Origin of the sequence: Bacillus sp. FSL K6-0972 (genome assembly GCF_037976035.1) — a bacterium.
Classification (GTDB): Bacteria; Bacillota; Bacilli; order Bacillales; family Bacillaceae; genus Bacillus; species Bacillus haynesii.
This window is the reverse complement of record NZ_CP150260.1, coordinates 2818777-2834693: the sequence shown is the minus strand read 5'-3', so window position 1 is coordinate 2834693 and position 15917 is coordinate 2818777. Positions and strand designations below refer to the sequence as shown.

Here is a 15917-nt window from a genome sequence, read left to right as displayed (position 1 = left end):
TTTTTATAAAATGAAAAGTAATTATTTGGATATTGAAGGGGGAGAGTGTGTGAAAAAGAAAATGTGTTTTTTAATAGTGCTGCTTTTTGCAGGTGGTTGTTTTGTGACTCCATATGACTTTGTCTCGGCTGAAGAGTTTGTAGACCATCAAACTGACAGTGACGATCTATATTACTCAGGGAAAAAGACAAGGGAAATGGTAAAGGATGGGCCGATGCATTTTACGCTGGAAACAACATACCATGAAAATGGAATCGTTGAAGCCATTGTTATGGAAAATAAACATACGACTCATATTCAATATAACCCCGCAACGGGCATGACTATATTAAACGGTGTCACATTAGAAACAAAGAAAGAATTTGAAATGGGTTTGCCAGCGTACAAAGAAGTATACATGGGCACTGTAACAAATAATGTTCCGGCAGGCACTTTGGTTGGAGCGGCAATTTCTTTGACGAGTATATGGACCAGGGTTCCTGCGAACAGAGTAAAACAAACAGTTTTAACCCTAACTTCATTGGCTGTAGGAGAGACGCTTGATAAATTAATAAAGGTAAAAATCAAGCAATATAGAACTTCGAAGCCTGTGAAAGATGGAAGCATGTGTTACAAACAATATAAATATAAGCATAAGTCCACTTGGTACTATAAGAAAAAACAAAGTAAACAACAAAGCTCAAGCTGGTTTTTACAAAGTAAGCCCTGTTAAGGAGAGAGAAAATGAGCAAATGTCCGATATGCAGGAAACCGTTTACTTTTAGAGAAAAATATAAGCTTATTAGAACAAAAACGCCAACTTGCCCCAGATGTAAAAGTCCACTAAAGGAAACAACAGCTTCAAAATTGCTTTTTGGTTTAATTTTTATTTTGCCAATACTTTATTTTATGTCTTTTTGGAGCGGATGGGATTCAATAGTAAAGTGGTTCTCTCTTTTTATTTGGATTGTGTTTTGTTTATATATTTTGCAACCTGTACTTTATCGTTTTGATAAGACAAAAGCTTAAGTTATTAAACTAAAAGACTGAATTGGACAAGTATTTAGTCCTTTAATCTGTCATGGAACTATGAATGTGCAAAAAATCCTCAGCGTATTTTTTTCATGTAAGAGGCCGGGTTTATATCTCCCTGAGTCTCTTCACTAATATCACTTCCTCTTCACCCATTTCTCACATTCGGAGTCATCGCATTATCTCGAGCTCCTTTGCGTTTTCTCTTTCTTCTTTTTTCTGACGTCCAAGATGACGGTTTATTTTTTGCATTTTTCAAGTCCGTACCTGAGCTGGATGGTGTCGATGACGTCTTCGTTTTCCGATCCTTAGGACATCGATGAGCGAAATTTCGTTGCCGCCCGCAGGTTATCCGTTTTTGTTATTTTAATGCAGTAAACGATAAGTTATATCTCGTTGGTCGGTGATGCAATTAAAAAAGAGGTAAAACAAGAATTTTAAGGGGATTATAAAATGTCTTTGATGGAGATATAAATGAATGGAAAATAAGCTGCACAACTATGTGTCGGAGATTGAGAAGCGAGCGCTGTTGAAGATGTTTCATGTGTTTTATCAGGCTAAGGGGAAATGATTTGAGGCGGGAAATTCCCGCCCCTTGTGTTTATCTGAAAGTTCGATTTGCCTGTGTCCGCCCCCTTTGATTTCCTATGGATAGGAACTTTTATTATTGGTATTGAAAATCGGCAAATGACATACTGAACATGTAAGCGAAAACAATATTGTTAGGGGGAAATTGAGATGACACAAGTGTTATTAATCTGTGGTGCAGGTGCTTCCAGCGGTTTTATGGCAAACGCCATTCGTAAAGCAAGTAAGAAAAGAGGATTGGAAATGTCTGTGCAGGCTCGAAGTGAGTCCCAATTATCAGAGTACCTAAATGAAATCGATGTTTTATTAATTGGTCCTCATTTGAAATATATGGAGGATGAAATAAAGGAAAGAGTAAAAGAATATCAAATTAAAGTATCTGTTATCCCGCAAAGCATTTATGGCTCATTAGATGGCAATAAAGCGTGCGATCATATCGTAAACTTACTTGGCTCAGGTGAATAATATGATGGACAAAATCATGACATTTATGACAAACTCGTTCACTCCGCGAGTAAATAAAATTACGAAAAACCCTTGGATATCTTCGATTCAGGATTCTGTTATGACCATTCTGCCGCTCATCCTAGTAGGTTCGTTAATTACGATCGTCAGTTTATTGAATAATGTGGTTTCGTGGTTTCCTGATGTTTCACTTATTAATACTTTTACATTCGGTCTTCTCGGCATATTCGTTGCCTTCTTAATCCCATATTTCATTATGGAAAAAAAGAAACAGGATAATAAAAAATTAGTAGCAGGCGCAACGGGTCTGTCGCTCTATCTATTTTTGCTGTCACCCGTTATCTTAGAGGACGGAAAAATTCAATTTGTCCTTGATCGATTCGGAGCAACCGGTATGTTTCTCTCCCTGATTGTCGGTTTGTTTGTTGGATTTGTCCTCTTTTTATTCTCGAAATTTTCGTTTTTTTCAGAGGATTCTTCGTTGCCGGACTTTATCGCTGTGTGGTTTGACACGCTTATACCGATTACGTTGATTATGCTGTCTGGATGGCTGATTGGCGTTCAAGCAAATATTGATTTCTTTGAAGTCATCCTGGCTATTTTTAAACCATTATCAAATATTGTGCAAACCTACCCTGGTTTTGTTTTATCTATTTTCATTCCAGCATTTTTGTATACATTCGGTATCAGTGGCTGGGCAATGATACCAGTCGTTTATCCAGTTTATTTATCAGCTCTAGCAGAAAATGAGCAAGTTGCAGCAGCAGGAGGAGATCCATCCAATATAGGCGTTGTTGAAACTCTCTATGCATTTACAGATATGGGCGGTATCGGAACAACTTTGCCTCTTGTGATTATGATGTTCTTTTTAGCAAAGTCGATGCGCTTGAAGGCGATTGGACGAGCAACAGTTGTCCCATCCATCTTTAATATCAATGAACCTTTAATGTTTGGGGCTCCGGTTGTCTTTAATCCGTTTTTTATGATTCCGATGTGGATTGTATCTATTGTTATTCCAAGTATTACCTACTGGGCTCTCTATTTAGGTTGGGTAAGCATCCCTTCGAAGACATTTTTGCTTTGGTATGTACCGATGCCCATTTCATCATATTTGGCTACTCAAGATTGGAGAGCTATTATTTTAGCCATTATATTATTCGCCGTTGCGTTTATTATTTTCTTCCCATTTTTCAAAGCATACGATATTCAAGAAAAGAAGAAAGAATCAGAACTAAGCGAAGAGTGATTCTTATAGTTTATAAAAAACATTGAAGGAGATTGTATCATGGTTGATAGAGAAAAAGAACAAGAAGCACTGAATTTAGTTTCAATGCAAATGATTTTACATGCAGGTGATGCCCGCAATGATGTCATGGAAGCATTAAAATGTTGTGAAGAAGAAAACTATGACTGCGCTGAAGACCTATTAGAAAAAGCCAATAAAGATATCGTTGCATCTCATAAACTGCAAACAGAAACAGTACAAAAAGAGGCACGGGGAGAGGAACCTATTTTTTCATTGCTGTTTGCTCATGCCCAAGATACGTTAATGACAGTAAAGAGCGAGTATGAAATTGCTAAGCGGTTAGTTCGCGTTTTTAGAAGACTTGATGAAAAAATTGATGGAATGCAGGCATAACCTTGATTCGTATGAAGTCACTTTTCCAAATAAAGCGGTGTGGCTGCGGTTATGCACAAGTTATTAAATACTATGTAATAGGCATTTATAAAGCCGATTAAGGAGGCAATTAAATTGAGAAAAAATCCAAATACATTCCCTGAAAACTTTTTATGGGGAGGCGCCATTGCGGCAAACCAAGCAGAAGGCGCCTATCTGGAAGGCGGAAAAGGACTCTGTGTAGCAGATATCAATAAGTTTAATGATAGCGTGGATATTAAGAAAAAAGGCAATTTTGAACTGACAACTGAAGACATTCAATTTGCAATAGAAGATAAAGAAGGCCACTATCCAAAACGAACAGCGGTTGATTTCTATCACCGCTATAAAGAAGATTTAAAAATGCTGGCAGAAACGGGAATGAATTCGTTCCGTACATCTATCAATTGGGCCCGCATATTTCCGAAGGGAGATGAGTCAGAGCCGAATGAAGAAGGATTAAAATTCTACGATGAGCTAATTGATGAGATCATTAAAAATGGAATGGAGCCGCTCATTACGGTTTCCCATTATGAAATGCCATTACATTTAGCAACTGAATACAATGGATGGTATAACCGGAAAACGATTGATTTCTTTGTCCGTTATTGTGAAGTATTATTTAAACGTTATAAAGACAAAGTGAAATATTGGATTCTCGTCAATCAAATTAATTTAATTACGTTTGAGTCATTCAATCACCTCGGTATTCCGGCAGATCGCGTGGAAAACCTACTGGAAGCCAAATATCAGGGTGCACACAATGAGCTTGTTGCTTGTGCGAGAGCAACAAAGATAGCTAAAGAAATTAATCCAGAGATGCAAATCGGAATGATGCTCTTCGATGCAATTTCTCATCCTGCAACATGTAAGCCGGAAGATGTACTGGCAACGGTAAAACGCAACCAAATGGAATACTATTTCTCTGATATTCTCATGCGTGGCAAGTATCCAAATTACGCTTTCCGCTTCTTTGAAGAAAATAATCTTCATATTCAATTCGGAGAAAATGATGAGGAAGATTTCAAAAATACAGCAGATTTCTTTAGCTTCTCTTATTACTACACTCGAATTTCTGATGCAGAAAGCGTAAGGCAGGCTAACTCTGCAAAAATAAATCCGGAGCTTGAAGCGAGCGATTGGGGCTGGTCCATCGATCCAATCGGTTTAAGAACCGCTTTAAATCTGTATTATGATCGTTACCAAAAACCGATCATGATTACTGAAAACGGCATCGGTGCTTATGATAACGTTGATGAAAACGGCGAAATTCATGACCCGTACCGCATCGATTTCCTTAAACGCCACATTGAACAAATAAAAGAAGCAATTAAGGATGGTGTGGAAGTAATCGGCTACTATCCTTGGGGGCCAATTGATATTGTCAGTTGTTCATCATCCGAAATGTCCAAGCGCTATGGATTCATCTACGTTGATAAAGATGATTACGGCAATGGAACGCTCGAACGGAAGAAAAAAGACAGCTTCTATTGGTATCAAAAGGTCGTTGCAACAAATGGAGAGGATTTAGGATAACAAATGACAGTTTTGCTGATTGGATCTAGCGTTACTTGATGAAAGGTTAGTTAAAAATGAAGGAGTTAAGATATGATAAATAAAACATTTACAATCATTGATCAGGTTGGAATTCATGCACGTCCCTCAACAACATTAGTCCAGACCGCAAGCAAATTTAGCGCTGATATTTATTTGGAATACAACGGAAAAACCGTGAATCTAAAATCGATAATGGGAGTTATGTCCCTGGGCATTCCAAAAGATGCTGTTATTAAAATAACTGCTCAAGGTGCTGACGAAGAAGATGCAATCGCCACTTTAGAAAAAGTAATGACACAAGAAGGTTTGGCTGAACAAAAATAAAAAATGTCAGTCAGCTTGGTCATTTAGTCAACTGGTCAAACAAATTTCCGTAATATATTTTCCAAAACACAACAAACGATTTTTATTTTCTTTTTGTCAGATGGATTATAGTGTTTTTGGGTATTTCTAATTCGCTAAAATCAAGTTAGTATGTGTTAACATGGCGGGTTAAATGAACCCAACCTTATATAATTATGAAGATTTCACAAAATACTGGGAAGATACATCTACCGTACACGAATTATGACAGAAAAGATGGTGGAAAATGCTCTGCCGTCTTTTCTGGCGCTTATCCTTCCTTGAAGAAGGAATAAAGTCACGATTGTTTTTTCGTTTCCGGCACGTAAAACAATGCATTATGCCGAGAATTTTTGTTGGAAAGTGAAGTGTGGGGAACGGATTGCCGTAAGAAGGAAAATCGATGATCCCACACACAATGACAGGAAAATACAAGCCAACTGAAGCATTGTCACTCGAAAAAAATACCTTTGGACTGCTAATCAACTATAGGGAAGAATGACAGAAAGTGAGGGAATGCCGGAAACCCATCTCGATCTTTCTGCAAATACGCGGTCAGCTTGTTTTGGCTGCATGAATCGGAAAAAACAGGGGAAATTGACTTGGACAGCTCCCTCACTTAAATAAAGTAGGGCGGATTAAAGAGAACGACCTGTTTTGTCAAAGGTCTGAAAGTTCCTATTTGCAGGAACTTTTTTTATTCGAATATAGGTTATCGTTTTTCTATAATATAATCAGAAGTTCTATATTTTTATATAAAGGAGCCCGATGATGAGAAATGATCGTAGAGAGGCTTTTATTCAATACTTGGCAACTAAAAATGATTGGTGTACTGCGGCAAGTTTATCAAGTTATTTTAAAGTGTCCACAAGAACCATTAGAAAATATGTCAATGAAATTAACCGGGATCAAATGGTTATTACGTCTTCTGCACAAGGGTATCAGCTAATAAGCAGAGATAAAGTGAAAACGGACAATCATTACACTTCTCCAATAGACCGTATAAAAGTGATCTTGAAAGAATTAATTCTTCACACAGAAGGGCTAAATATATTTGATTTAGGTGAGAAGCTTTTTTTAAGTGTTTCATCAATCGAAAATGATATTGTTCAGGCTAATAAAATGATTAAGCCGTACAGCTTAAAAATCCGTCATAAGAAAGACACGCTTATTTTATTAGGTGAAGAGACGGATAAGCGGCGATTAATGAGCTTTATTATTTCACAAGAAACTTCCGAAGAATTTTTAAGTTTAAAGGCTGTTCAAGATTCTTTTCCGAATTACGATGTTTTTTCACTAAAAAATGAAATCGCTTCCATTCTTGAGGAGTTTAATTTGTATGTAAACGATTATATTATGAATAATCTTCTTCTCCACCTTGTGATTACATTGGATCGAATCAAAAACAACAACTCGGTCATTCAGTCATCTGACCTTAATAAATTAAAAAGTAATTTTGAAACCGAAGCAGCTAATAAAATTGCGGATTTATTGGAAGTGAAATATGGTATTGCCTTTAATGAATCGGAGCGATACAATTTTATATTGCTTTTATCAAGTAAAACGACATTGCTGAATTATCAGTCATTAACATCCAGCTCCTTAAATCGCTACGTCGCCGAACATTACGTAAACCTGTCAAAGAAACTGTTAGAGAAAGTACACGAATGCTATTTTATTGAAATTGTTGATGATGAGTTTTTTGTCAAGTTCACGCTCCATATACGCAATCTGCTTTTCCGGGCGAAGCATGGGCAAATGGTTAAGAATCCTTTAACCTATAAATTAAAGGATTCATACCCTCTAATTTATGAACTGGCTGTCTTTATCTCGAATCAAATTCAGCTGATGGAAAACATTCATATTAATGAAGATGAGATTTCTTATATTGCTTTTCATATTGGCTCCTATTTCGAGCGAAGAAAAAATTTGGAAAAGAAAATTATATGTGCAGTAATTTGTCCAAACTACTATGATATGCGACTGCAACTCATTCAAAAGCTCGAAAAGAAATTTCACAATTCTTTAGAGATTATAAAAGTTTTATCTGACTCAAGTGAGATTGTTTTACTTGAGGAAATAGATTTAATCATAAGCACATTACCACTAAAGGATGAACAAACCCCATCTGTATTCGTTCATCCTTATCTGACAGAAGAGGACTATGGATACATCCAAATTCAATTAAACAAATTAAGTAAACAAAAAAAGAATCGCAAAGTTAAACAATATCTTGATTTATATTTTGATGAAGATTTGTTTATGAAAAATGTTTATCTCGACAGCGCTGAATCTTATATTGCATACATGGCAAAGCTTCTGTATGAAAAAGGCTATGTCTCTATAGATTATGGAAAGTCTGTGCTTGAGAGAGAGCGCATGTCTTCAACTGCATTTAATAACAATGTAGCTGTCCCTCATTCCATGCATATGGATGCTGCAAAAACGGGTATTTGTATCAACATCTTGGATCGCCCTGTAGATTGGGGGAAAGAGAAAGTTCAAATCATTGTTATGATTTCAATTAATAAACAGCAGCGTGAGTTATTCAGTCCTTTCTTCGAAGGGGTGATTAACATTTTATCCGAGTGGAGAAATGTTCATGAGCTAATAAAAGCCAAAGACTATAATGATTTCATGGAAAAGATGATGAGACTTTTAAATGAAAACTAATGCAGCAGAAGCATATGGACGAGCTAGTGATAACCTGATAAGTAACCAGCTTGTATGTTGTCATTCGCTTATAGTAATAGAACTACATTTTGAATGAAACATCCCAAATTCTCAGTGGTTTTACTGAGAATTTGGGATTTTCTTTTTCGGACATTCCTTACAATTCATTGGGAGAATGATAGGGTTGTTAAAAACTTTTTGCTGGAGGCCGATCATCAAAATGAGGAAGCCTATTGGGTGATTATCGACTTTCTCGGTTGATGCTGTAAAGGTTAGGTATAGCATCTTGCATCACTAATGCTGGGATCATTGGTGTTTGCCGGCACCAATCGGAGCTAAGTTAAGTAACCGGATGAACGGGGCGTGTCTCCATGTTGCCATTTTGAAAATTTGGACTGATATTTCTCATGTAAAACGCTTGAACGTTCGTTTTTGTTTCGGCGCAAATCGGATTTGTGCCGGGGACCGAAGCGTAAGTAAACCCAGACGGCGTTTTTCAATCCGGGATACGTAGCTCCGTGAAATCCTGCGCTCTTTTGCGATTTCGGGCTGCGTTTTTTCTTTATTCAAATCAAGGCCGAACCTGACATAAGATTAAAGACGAACTGGGCGATGGCCGAATTGAATATGTACCATCTTTAAGAATGCCTCGCCTTGGTATAAATTGTCCAAGATTACATTAAAGATACCAATACGGCGGTACGCGATGGCATTTGAAGCAAATCATCACCATATCTGGATTTATGCCCTTTTCGAAGGGAAAAAGATCCTTCTTCCATCTGCGATAAGCAATACCTAAAAACTAAACGTCTGAAGGAAGTGCTCATACCCCGACAGACAAATTCCATATCAGCTATTCATGCTATTAGATACACTCTATCGACTGTGAAATTGCTATAATGTGGTTAATTCTCATTCGCGTTTGGTGGATTCTCTCATCATCTTGTGGCAGATACTCACCCCTTTCATCACCATTTTTAAAGTTGCATAACAAATCATAAACCTTGTAGTAACTATTTGGATATACAGGAAATATATTTTCTTAGTGGATATATTTAACAAAGAAAGCGAGGAAGATCGTCTTAAACAGGTTTTTCTCAAGGTCGTTCAGTTGAAGGTCATAGTATAGTCGAAGAAAGAATTCTTGGAACTAACAAAAAAAGAAAGGATGAGATTGATGAAGGAATATTTTTCAATCGGGGAAACAGCCCGTCTAAATAACATTTCAATTCAAACATTGCGCTATTATGATAAGATCGGAATTTTCAAGCCTCAATGTACAGACCGGGATAATGGCTATCGATATTACCATGTTAAACAGTTCTTTTATTTGGATATTATAAAATATCTCAAATACATTAAAACGCCTTTGGAAGAAATTAAGCGCATTATCTCACATACATGTACCCCTGAACTGATGCAAACCTTCCTTGAGGAGCAAGAAAACGTGATTGAGCGTGAAATGGAAAGACTCGAACGTGCCAGGCAATTGCTTCAAAGAAGAAAGAATCAGCTTCATGAACAATTGGAGATACGCACTAAAAAAGAAGAAGGTCTGGTTTATGTTCGGGATATAGAAGGCCAAACCATTTTAAAAGCAGCGACACCTCAAGTGAATCCTCATGACCAATCAGATTTGTATTACCGAAAATTGGCTGAAGTCCTTGAAGAAAGAGGAGATATAGTCGATAACCATTATGGACTGATTTATGATTTAAAGCCTTATAAAGATTCCGGTGATATTTATTGCAACAGTGTTTTTACGACAATTTATGATGGAGTAAAGATAGATACAGGAGAACAAAATATTGGGATAGATACGATCCCATCCGGTGAATATGTATGTATTTCATTTGATTGCACTGCAACAAATTATTTTTCATACTATCAAAAACTGTACGATTTTATTGTATCTCATGGCATTCAAACGGATGGAAAAGTATATCAAGTTTCTTTTCCAAACAGCTATAACTCATTAAAAGAAGAAGACTTCCTCACAGAATTCAGAGTGCTGAAAAAATAACGAACCCCTTGACCCTATAGTTGCTATAGGGTTTATGATTTATGCATCGTTCTGATGAATATTCGAAAGGGAGGATGTATAAAAACGGCAGAAAATAAGACGCTTCGGTTACTCATGCCGGCAATGGCAAGTCGGAAATAGCCTGCTGTGAGCCCATTTATTAAACTGGCTTGCAGCTAAAACGAACGGTCCATTTGAAGAAGAACATGTCGATTTAGATGTGAGCCTCTTAAATTCTAATAAAAAATGAATCTAAAACAAAAGGAGCGGTGAAGATGAGAGCACCGATAGATGAACCAATTTGGTACGCCTATCCCGGCATGGTAGCTGTCGTTACGGCACAATATGAAGGCGAAAAAAACGCAATGGCTTCCGGGTGGCATACCTACATTGGATCTTCTCCCGGAATGTATGGGATATCGATAAATAAAGAGACATATTCTTACAAATTGATTAAGAAAAGTGGCGTTTTCGGCGTGAATTTTCTTCCGGGGAGATGTTCGGAACTCATTCAAGCATTAGGCACCTATAGCGGTAGAGATATAAATAAGTTTGAAGCATTTCATATTCAATACGAAGAAGGACTAAAAGCTGAGATACCGATTTTAACTGATGCGTATTTTGCATATGAGTGTAAAGTACACAGTATTTCCACTTTGGGCGATCAAGAGTGGATTGCGGGGGAAGTTTTACAGAGATATCAAGATAAAGAGCTTTTCTTAAAAAATGGAATGCCAAATTTAGAGAAGCTGGATATTCCGCTTCATATTGGAGGGGCCAGCTATCGCATATTAAATAGTCAAGCAGAGGAGCGTCAACACGTATTTCAGCCCGAAACGGATTGAATACCATTCACTGAAAAAGGAATCCAATCAATGTATGTGCAGTGTATTCCGCGCTGGAAATCCATTGACTTATACGAAGCAAAAAAAGAAGACCCAAAGACCGTAACGCTTCTTTAGGAAAGCTTTGCGGTCTTTTTATTTTTCTAAGGCTCAATCATTTTACCATGAAAAGGTATTTAACTTTACATTCGCAGGCTATCTGTTTTTGTAGTAATAAAGAATTGACTGATTTTGTTGTCTTAATCTCATAGGCATGATAGAATACCAAATAACCAAACATCCTATGTTTGATAAAGACATTACAGGAGGATAGACACATGCTTCAGAAAACAAACCGGCAGACGCTGGTTGAGCAAGTCGCACTACAAATGGAAAGTATGATCGAATCTGGAAAGTGGGGTGTCGGGATGCGCATTCCTGCTGAGCCGGAATTGATGAACGAGCTGAATGTTAGCCGCAATACATTAAGGGAAGCCATTCGGGCATTGATACATGCGGGACTCTTGAAGACGAAACAAGGTGACGGAACTTATGTCTGTTCTTCAAGTGCCTTGGGGGCCGTGTTGAAAAAACGCATTTTGCGATCAGATACACTGCAAACATTAGAAGTTCGGTATGCACTAGAACGAGAGGGAGCTCATCTAGCTGCACAACGCAGAACCGACGACGAGGCGCGCGACCTTCTTCTCCAGCTGGAACGCTGCGAGGCAGCGGCAGAACTCGGTGACATTGATAGCTTTGTAGCGGCCGATATTGATCTGCATCAAAATATTGTTAAGGCGTCTCATAATGAAATATTGATTGAAATATACAGCCATATCGCCGAAGCGTTACAAGATTCGATCACAAGTCTGACCCGTTATGAAGTCGATGCGGATTTCTTGGAAATGCACCGGCAACTGGTCGAAGCGATTGTTGGTCAGGACGCCGCTCGTGCCGTGGAAGCAGTTCATCGCTATATCGAGGAATCCAAGAATGTTATTGCCGGTGAAGAGGGGGAGCGGCTATGAGCGTACAAAGTGGTACGAAGCCAACTGAGGCAAAGCTTTCGTTCTCATTGAGTTTGCCGATCATCATAGGCATTGTCCTTATTTCACTGACGATGCGGTCACCGCTAACATCGGTAGGCCCACTGGTAGGATCGATTCGCGAGTCCCTTGGATTATCAAATACTGCGGCAGGCTTGCTCACGACATTGCCGTTGCTTGCTTTCTCGCTTCTTTCCCCCTTCGCGCCTATCTTGGCGCGCCGCTTCGGGATGGAACGGATCATACTTTATGCATTGGTTCTGCTCATGATAGGTATCGCTGTCCGCTCTCTGACCGCAACAGTTCCTTTGTTTGCAGGCACCGTTTTGCTTGGACTCGCGATTGCAGTGTGCAACGTGCTAATTCCAAGTCTGGTTAAACGGGATTTTTCTCATAATGTCGGTTTTATGACAGGGCTGTATTCAGTATCGATGAATTTATGCGGTGCGATAGCCTCTGGTGTAAGCGTCCCGCTCGCCCGCAATCTCGGTTTTGGCTGGAATGGCGCACTTGGGATCTGGGGCCTGCTCGCTCTGATAGCCGCACTATTCTGGTTTCCTAAAGCGCGGGCGAGTCACGCGTCAGCCAGGATAACAACTAGCGGTGCGTCGACGCGGCGAAGTCTGTGGCGTTCACCGTTGGCATGGATTATTACACTTTTTATGGGATTGCAGTCTCTGCTTTTCTATGTATTGATCGCTTGGTTACCTGAAGTCATGACAAGCCGGGGCTTGAATGAAGACAGCGCTGGCTGGATGCTATCGCTATTTCAATTCGCTTCGCTTCCCGTATCATTCATCGTACCAATCGTTGCGGGACGCATGAAGAACCAGCGTTTGCTGGTTGTCATCATGACTGTCCTGTTTTTTGTTTCATTGGGTGGCCTTTATTTCGGCGATAATGCACTTATTTTGTTATGGACAATTTTACTCGGAATTGCTGGGGGATGTGCGTTCAGTTTGGCTATGATCTTTTTAAGCTTGCGGACGAAAGATGCCACCGATGCGGCTTCTTTGTCTGGTATGTCCCAATCTGTCGGATATTTGCTGGCTGCAACAGGACCGACCTTGTTTGGTTTGCTCCATGATGTCACGGCAAGCTGGAACCTCCCAATATTACTGTTGCTTATGGTCAGTATTTTGCTGTTCATATTCGGTCTGGGTGCGTCAAAAAATCAAACGGTATAAGGGGCTTTGTTTCAGTAAAGCTCTTGCTGAAAAAGCTCATGAACTGCCCAGAATAAATAAAAATGACTTGAATTGGTATAAGTCAAATAAATTGCAATAGAGATAGACTTTTTACTAGGTTGAGGGCCTGGTGAAATAAAAGAGAAGCCGGAACTTCTGGACCGGCTTCTTCTTCATTTCCCCTTCTACCGCTTCTCCTTCTCCGCCCGTTAAAACTCATAAAACATTTTCATCAGCGCACGCTTCTCAATCCGGGACACATAGCTCCGCGAAATCCCGAGTTCTTTCGCGATTTCGCGCTGTGTTTTTTCTTTTTTCAAATCAAGGCCGAAGCGGCCGACGATGACTTCTTTTTCTCTGCCGTCGAGGATGTCGATGTGTTTTTTCACTTTTTCAAGCTCTGTGCCTGAGCTGGACGGTGTCGATGACGTCTTCGTTTTCTGATTTGAGGACATCGATGAGGCTGTGCCACTTGGAGGTTATCTGTTTTTTACTGAGCCTACTTTCATTAATAAAAGTAATTATTGTTCGTTTTTGTTATAATTTTGGAATATGAGACTGTGTTAGTTAAAGGTTTGATATATTGAAAAGTGTTGTGTTGGAAGATAGACAGGAGGAAGGTTGAATGTTTCCTACTCTAGAAACAGAAAGACTAATTTTAAGAGAAATAACTTACGATGATGCAGAGGGGATTTTTGCTTGTTTTTCGAATGATAATGTCACACGTTTTTATGGCCAAGACTCGTTGGAAACTATTGATCAAGCAAGAGGTCTTGTGGATTTTTTCGCTAAAAACTTTGAAGAGAAAAAAGGAATTCATGGGGAATTGAAAGAAAAGGCGAAAGAGGGTTGATTGGGACAATTGGATTAAACGCGTGGTCTCCAAAACACAAACGTGCAGAAATAGGTTATGAAATTCACCCGAATCACTGGAGAAAGGGATATATGTCCGAGGCTTTATCCAAAATCCTTTCATATGCCTCTGAAACTTTAGGTTTAACAAGAATAGGTGCAGTTGTGTTTACTGAAAATACAGCTTCAAACAACTTATTGACAAAGATGGGATTTCAAAAAGAGGGTATTTTAAAAAGATATATGTATCAAAACGGAAAGGTATATGATACATATGTTTATTCTTTTCTTCCACAAAAGTAATTAACGTAGTTAAATAAGATGGTTTTTTGTATTGGTAATCGGATTTATTCGAAGATAGTATCTAGTTTCCGTTTGCTACATTAGATTTTTGAGGCTGCTTATAAAAGGTTTATTCACGTAAAGATCCATAAAAAGAGGCCGGATTTTATTCTCCGGCCTTTTCTTCGGCATCACTTCCCCTTCGCCTTCTTCCGCTTCTCCTTCTCCGCCCGGTAAAACTCATGAAACATCTTCATCAGCGCGCGTTTCTCAATCCGCGACACATAGCTCCGCGAGATCCCAAGCTCCTTCGCAATCTCCCGCTGCGTCTTTTCTTTCTTCAAATCAAGGCCGAAGCGGCCGACGATGACTTCTTTTTCTCTGCCGTCCAAGATGTCGATGTATTTTTTGACTTTTTCAAGCTCCATGTTGAGCTGGATGGTGTCGATGACGTCTTCGTTTTCCGATTTGAGGACATCGATGAGGCTGATTTCGTTGCCCTCTTTGTCCTGGCCGATCGGGTCATGGAGGGAGACGTCTTTTTTCGTTTTTTTCAATGCGCGCAAATGCATGAGGATCTCATTTTCTATACAACGCGCCGCATAAGTGGCGAGCTTCGTTCCTTTTCCGGCTGAATAGCTTTCGATCGCTTTGATCAGCCCGATCGTTCCGATGGAAATCAGGTCTTCTGCATCCTCGCCTGTGTTCTCGAATTTTTTGACGATGTGGGCGACAAGCCGGAGGTTATGCTCGATCAGCATGTTTCTCGCGTGTTCATCCCCCTGGGCCATCAGCTCCAAGTACTTTTTTTCGTCACTGCTTGACAGCGGTTGTGGAAAGGCATTGTTTTTCACATATGATACTAAAAAAACGAGTTCCTTGATGACATAACCGAGCGCTGCAAAAACACCTGTCATTATCGGCACCTCCACATAATGTATGTAGGCAGAAGCCTATATGTAAATGTATGTGGGAGGGGGGATGTCTGTGTCTGTACGCGGCAAAATTGCCGGACTGCCAAATCTTCCGGCGTTCTGTTCGGCATGAAGTAGCTTGTTTTCGCCGGTGATGACGATTCTAATGCAATCGCTTCCATTTTTTAAACATTTACAAAAGTTAACAAGAGCGCGATAATAAAGGTAAGGGGGTGAAGGTGCCGGACGGTTCACCATATGGTAAACGCTATCAATCAGTCAGTCCGGTGCGGCAGATGAAAAACAAACGTCTTTTCATACTTTCGTTGATTGTGCTGAGCGTGGTCATGATCGGGGTTCAGGAAACCTTCCCAAACCCGCTGACGACAGGTTTAATGACTGTCGTTATTGCGGTGGCAGTTTTTAATATTTTAAAAGAATCGCTGAATAAAAAAGATGAAACACACAGCAAATGAGGCGATAGAAAGCAAGT

Annotated in this window: 13 protein-coding genes and 3 pseudogenes; 13 read left to right on the top strand and 3 right to left on the bottom strand. The window is 39.3% G+C overall.

The features are described 5' to 3' along the window. Positions 1-49 precede the first annotated feature (49 nt). The 7 genes from MKX80_RS14340 to MKX80_RS14310 all read left to right on the top strand — a co-directional run bounded on the left by MKX80_RS14340 (position 50) and on the right by MKX80_RS14310 (position 8293). Entirely contained in the window at positions 50-712 is a 663-nt protein-coding gene (locus MKX80_RS14340) for a hypothetical protein (RefSeq protein WP_182070329.1), read from the top strand. 1037 nt (positions 713-1749) lie between these two features. Continuing rightward, complete coding sequence (locus MKX80_RS14335; RefSeq protein ID WP_154994441.1) at positions 1750-2064, top strand: PTS sugar transporter subunit IIB; 315 nt, start codon at positions 1750-1752, stop codon at positions 2062-2064. 1 nt (position 2065) lies between these two features. Then, positions 2066-3310 (top strand): PTS transporter subunit EIIC, encoded by a 1245-nt coding sequence (locus MKX80_RS14330; protein ID WP_268295397.1) that lies wholly within the window; start codon positions 2066-2068, stop codon positions 3308-3310. Between the two features lie 39 nt (positions 3311-3349). Continuing rightward, a complete protein-coding gene (locus MKX80_RS14325; RefSeq protein WP_268294056.1) occupies positions 3350-3703 on the top strand; it encodes a PTS lactose/cellobiose transporter subunit IIA in 354 nt (117 codons plus the stop codon). A 114-nt stretch (positions 3704-3817) separates the two neighbouring features. Further along, positions 3818-5257: a family 1 glycosylhydrolase gene (locus tag MKX80_RS14320; protein WP_268343005.1), complete on the top strand. Its 1440-nt coding sequence runs from the start codon at positions 3818-3820 to the stop codon at positions 5255-5257. Between the two features lie 72 nt (positions 5258-5329). Then, positions 5330-5602 carry a phosphocarrier protein HPr gene (locus MKX80_RS14315; RefSeq protein ID WP_268294055.1) on the top strand — a complete coding sequence of 91 codons (273 nt, stop codon included), beginning with the start codon at positions 5330-5332 and terminating at the stop codon, positions 5600-5602. Between the two features lie 786 nt (positions 5603-6388). Continuing rightward, a complete protein-coding gene (locus tag MKX80_RS14310) occupies positions 6389-8293 on the top strand; it encodes a BglG family transcription antiterminator (RefSeq protein WP_339227028.1) in 1905 nt (634 codons plus the stop codon). Positions 8294-8698: 405 nt separating this feature from the next. On the opposite strand, the pseudogene MKX80_RS14305 reads toward MKX80_RS14310, so the two are convergent. After that, a pseudogene (locus tag MKX80_RS14305) lies at positions 8699-8878 on the bottom strand (hypothetical protein); the annotation flags it as partial. A 592-nt stretch (positions 8879-9470) separates the two neighbouring features. Here MKX80_RS14305 and MKX80_RS14300 point away from each other — a divergent pair. The 4 genes from MKX80_RS14300 to MKX80_RS14285 all read left to right on the top strand — a co-directional run bounded on the left by MKX80_RS14300 (position 9471) and on the right by MKX80_RS14285 (position 13376). Further along, positions 9471-10316 (top strand): MerR family DNA-binding transcriptional regulator, encoded by an 846-nt coding sequence (locus MKX80_RS14300; RefSeq protein WP_234112028.1) that lies wholly within the window; start codon positions 9471-9473, stop codon positions 10314-10316. A gap of 275 nt (positions 10317-10591) precedes the next feature. Continuing rightward, positions 10592-11161, top strand: a complete 570-nt coding sequence (locus MKX80_RS14295; RefSeq protein ID WP_268316137.1) for a flavin reductase family protein — start codon at positions 10592-10594, stop codon at positions 11159-11161. A 317-nt stretch (positions 11162-11478) separates the two neighbouring features. Beyond that, positions 11479-12171, top strand: coding sequence for a FadR/GntR family transcriptional regulator (locus MKX80_RS14290; protein ID WP_154994429.1), 693 nt, complete (start codon positions 11479-11481; stop codon positions 12169-12171). Then, on the top strand, positions 12168-13376 hold the full coding sequence (locus MKX80_RS14285) for an MFS transporter (protein WP_182070339.1): 1209 nt from the start codon (positions 12168-12170) through the stop codon (positions 13374-13376). Before MKX80_RS14290 ends, MKX80_RS14285 begins: the two co-directional genes overlap by 4 nt. Before the next feature lie 209 nt (positions 13377-13585). Here MKX80_RS14285 and MKX80_RS14280 read toward each other — a convergent pair. After that, positions 13586-13841, bottom strand: a pseudogene (locus MKX80_RS14280) (sigma factor-like helix-turn-helix DNA-binding protein); the annotation flags it as partial. Positions 13842-14001: 160 nt separating this feature from the next. Here MKX80_RS14280 and MKX80_RS14275 point away from each other — a divergent pair. Further along, positions 14002-14531 (top strand): annotated as a pseudogene (locus tag MKX80_RS14275) (GNAT family N-acetyltransferase). 170 nt (positions 14532-14701) lie between these two features. Here MKX80_RS14275 and sigK read toward each other — a convergent pair. Next, on the bottom strand, positions 14702-15427 hold the full coding sequence (gene sigK / locus MKX80_RS14270) for an RNA polymerase sporulation sigma factor SigK (RefSeq protein WP_003183729.1): 726 nt from the start codon (positions 15425-15427) through the stop codon (positions 14702-14704). Between the two features lie 236 nt (positions 15428-15663). Between sigK and MKX80_RS14265 the strand changes: the two genes are divergently transcribed. Further along, a complete protein-coding gene (locus MKX80_RS14265) occupies positions 15664-15900 on the top strand; it encodes a hypothetical protein (RefSeq protein WP_154994417.1) in 237 nt (78 codons plus the stop codon). Positions 15901-15917: the final 17 nt, after the last annotated feature.

Coding starts and splice junctions, on each gene's coding strand:
- MKX80_RS14335 (WP_154994441.1), top strand. CDS start 1,750: ATGACACAAGTGTTATTAATCTGTGGTGCAGGTGCTTCCAGCGGTTTT.
- MKX80_RS14330 (WP_268295397.1), top strand. CDS start 2,066: ATGATGGACAAAATCATGACATTTATGACAAACTCGTTCACTCCGCGA.
- MKX80_RS14325 (WP_268294056.1), top strand. CDS start 3,350: ATGGTTGATAGAGAAAAAGAACAAGAAGCACTGAATTTAGTTTCAATG.
- MKX80_RS14315 (WP_268294055.1), top strand. CDS start 5,330: ATGATAAATAAAACATTTACAATCATTGATCAGGTTGGAATTCATGCA.
- MKX80_RS14310 (WP_339227028.1), top strand. CDS start 6,389: ATGATGAGAAATGATCGTAGAGAGGCTTTTATTCAATACTTGGCAACT.
- MKX80_RS14300 (WP_234112028.1), top strand. CDS start 9,471: ATGAAGGAATATTTTTCAATCGGGGAAACAGCCCGTCTAAATAACATT.
- MKX80_RS14295 (WP_268316137.1), top strand. CDS start 10,592: ATGAGAGCACCGATAGATGAACCAATTTGGTACGCCTATCCCGGCATG.
- MKX80_RS14290 (WP_154994429.1), top strand. CDS start 11,479: ATGCTTCAGAAAACAAACCGGCAGACGCTGGTTGAGCAAGTCGCACTA.
- MKX80_RS14285 (WP_182070339.1), top strand. CDS start 12,168: ATGAGCGTACAAAGTGGTACGAAGCCAACTGAGGCAAAGCTTTCGTTC.
- sigK (WP_003183729.1), bottom strand. CDS start 15,427: ATGACAGGTGTTTTTGCAGCGCTCGGTTATGTCATCAAGGAACTCGTT.